General features: G+C 50.5%; 3 protein-coding genes. 2 read left to right on the forward strand and 1 reads right to left on the reverse strand.

Annotated elements, in window-relative coordinates:
- Window positions 1-197 precede the first annotated feature (197 nt).
- Complete coding sequence (locus tag H6B51_RS16655) at window positions 198-1,217, forward strand: siderophore ABC transporter substrate-binding protein (protein WP_204884722.1); 1,020 nt, start codon at window positions 198-200, stop codon at window positions 1,215-1,217.
- A gap of 91 nt (window positions 1,218-1,308) precedes the next feature.
- A complete protein-coding gene (locus tag H6B51_RS16660; RefSeq protein ID WP_087388203.1) occupies window positions 1,309-1,980 on the forward strand; it encodes a peroxiredoxin in 672 nt (223 codons plus the stop codon).
- Window positions 1,981-2,207: 227 nt separating this feature from the next.
- On the opposite strand, the gene H6B51_RS16665 is transcribed toward H6B51_RS16660, so the two are convergent.
- Entirely contained in the window at window positions 2,208-2,438 is a 231-nt protein-coding gene (locus H6B51_RS16665; protein ID WP_204884721.1) for a helix-turn-helix domain-containing protein, read from the reverse strand.
- Window positions 2,439-3,178: the final 740 nt, after the last annotated feature.

Below are 3,178 nucleotides of genomic sequence, written 5' to 3' on the forward strand. Positions count from 1 at the left end.
TTGAATCCGTATGCCTTCTGCGAGAATTCTAAACACAAACCGTTCTGCCAAAAGCTATGTCTTGGCAGGACGGTTCTTTTTGCCTTATTATGCGGTGTTGCCCTAACAAATTACGACTTGCTGCGTTAGAGGCTCCTGTGTTTCATACCCTTTGGTGCCTTGCAGCGCAGCGGAAAGGAATGGTCATAAAAATGAACATGAAAAAGATGCTTTCTCTTGCCCTGGCCGGCGTGATGGCCCTGAGCCTCATGGCCTGCTCCGCTCAGAACGGCGGCGATTCTTCCGAGAATACCTCCTCTCCCAGCAGCAGTCAGTCCGGCGGAGAAACCCAAAATGGTGGAGCCCCTGAGTCCGTGACTATTACCAGCCTCAATGCCAACAAGGAGGCGGCGGAGCTGGAGGTGCCTTACGATCCTCAGCGCATCGCCATTCTGGACATGGCTTCCCTGGACATTCTGGACGCCCTGGGTGTGGGTGACCGGGTAGTGGGCACCGCCGATACCAGCCTTGAGTACCTCCAGGATTACATCAACGACGACATTGCCAACCTGGGCACCATCAAGGAGGCCGATCTGGAGGCCGTCATGGCCTGTGAGCCGGATGTCATCTTTATCGGCGGCCGTCTGGCTTCCAGTTATGACGCCCTCAGCGAAATCGCTCCTGTAGTCTATCTGGCCACGGATACCGAGCTTGGGGTCGTGGAGAGCGTGCGGCAGAATGCCACTACCATCGCCTCCATGTTTGGTCTGGAGGACAAGGTAGACGAGTTGATGGCTGACTTCGATGCCCGCATTACCGCCCTGTCCGAATTTGCCGCCGGTAAGACCGCCATCGTAGGACTGGTCACCAGCGGCAGCTACAATGTGCTGGGCAATGACGGCCGCTGCTCCATGATTGGACGCGAAATTGGTTTCGAAAATATTGGCGTGGACGCCAACATCGACACCTCCACCCATGGCAACGAAGCATCCTTTGAGTTCATCGTGGAGAAGGCACCCGACTATATCTTCGTTCTGGACCGCGACGCCGCCATCGGCACCGACGGGGCAAAGCTGGCCCAGGAGATCATGGAAAACGAGTTGGTGATGGGAACCGACGCCTACAAGAACGGCAACATCGTCTATCTGGCTCACCCCGCCGTGTGGTACACCGCCGAGGGTGGTATCTCCGCACTGGACATCATGCTGCAGGATCTGGAGAGCGAGCTGCTGGGTTAACTCTGTTTCAGATAGAGTATTACGGCCTTTCTCCAAAGAACCCATATATCATATTCATCGAACTTGACTACTAACGAAAGGAGCGCTTACCATGGATCAGGAAAACAGAATGCCTCTTATTGGCGACAAGGCCCCGTCCTTCGAGGCTGTCACCACCCAGGGCCCTATCAAATTCCCGGAGGATTACGCCGGCAAATGGGTGATCCTCTTCTCCCATCCTGCGGATTTCACCCCGGTCTGCACCACGGAGTTTATGACCTTCGGCTCCATGATCGACGAGTTCAAGGCTCTCAATACTGAGCTGGTGGGCCTTTCAGTGGACTCCATCTACTCCCACATCGCCTGGCTGCGGAAGATCCAGGAGCTGGAGTGGAACGGTAAGAAACACATCAATGTGACCTTCCCCCTCATCGAGGATATCCGCATGGAGGTGGCCAACAAGTACGGCATGATCCAGCCGGGACAGTCCAACACCCAGGCGGTACGGGCGGTGTTTGTCATCGACCCCAACGGCGTGGTGCGAACCATCCTGTACTATCCGCTGTCCACGGGCCGCAACTTTGACGAGATCAAGCGTATCATCCTGGCGCTCCAGAAAGCGGACGCCGACGCATGCGCCACCCCGGCCGACTGGCGACCCGGCGATGATGTCATCGTACCCACCGCTGGCAGCTGTGGCGTAGCCAAGGAGCGGATGGACAACCAGAGCGAGAATCAGTATTGCCTGGACTGGTTCATGTGCTTCCGCAAAGAGTCGAAGTAATACTAAGTTAATTCCCCAATAACAGAAAACCGGTCGAGATTTCATGCACGAGATCTCGACCGGTTCTTTTTTGTTGTATTTCGGTGATTTTGCAAAGACTCTCGGTGATAACCAATAGAAAATGAGCTTCAGAATTTGCAACTGCGTTTATAATTAATTTGCCGTTCCCATTTGAAATGCCGATCGTCCAATATGCTGGAAAAGTATTGCTATGCCTCCTGCGAGCCTCATTTTTCTATCTTTTCTGGTGGTATAAATTCTAATAGATCGCCGATCTCACAATTCAACACCGTACAAAGCCTTGCGAGGACATCTATATCTAAACGAGTAATTTGGTTTTTACAATAATTATTGATCTGCGTCCGCTGCATCTCAGCCCGATGGCTCAGCATGTTCTTGCTAAGACCGGATACCTTCAACAGCTCGTCCAGCTTAATCCGAATAGTTCCATATTCCACTTGCCAACCCTCCGACCACAAGAAATATGTTGACAAGTTTAGTGTACCCTTGGTAGAATAGAAAAATAAGATGTAGAAAATCTTGTCAGACTAATTGCACATATAGAATGCATAGTTTTGGCTGGTTCTTTTTAGCCAATATGAATATATAATAATACAAAAAGCGGATAATCTTCAAATTTCAGCAAAACTGCCTAAAACCTAAGCGATTTCTAAGAAACCCCTAAAAATTCCCTATTATAATACCCCCATCGAAACGGTGAGGGGAAACGCACTTTTTGTCTGTTATCCCCGCAAGGGGAGAATATGGCAGGAAATCGTATAGGGAGCAATGAACACCCGCCGGGGGTCAGGGAAAAAAGAGCAACATTACATACCGCAATCCTTCAGCAGGGCGGTTTTGCTTGTCCCTTTGGGATTATTCTCTTGAGAGTACCGGGCGGACACAAATAGTATCAATCCAGTATCAAGAGCAATATGGGCGGGCAAAAAAGCCTGTATTCATGCGGGTTTGCGCCGTTTCGAGCGTCATTCCCACTCGATTGCGATTTTATGGCTTCTACGATATGTAGTGGGTTTCGTTGAATACTATTATCAATATGTTGCGTTTTTATCCCTATTATTTTGTTTTTTGGTAAGCGCTCAACGACCACCCACCTTCCGTATCCCTCGAAAATGTGAGACAATATCCCAAAACTCAAAAAGCTGACAGTCAGTTTTTTAAGACTTCACATCAGGAG

The organism is Pseudoflavonifractor phocaeensis, from assembly GCF_016901955.1.
Classification (GTDB): Bacteria; Bacillota; Clostridia; order Oscillospirales; family Oscillospiraceae; genus Flavonifractor; species Flavonifractor phocaeensis_A.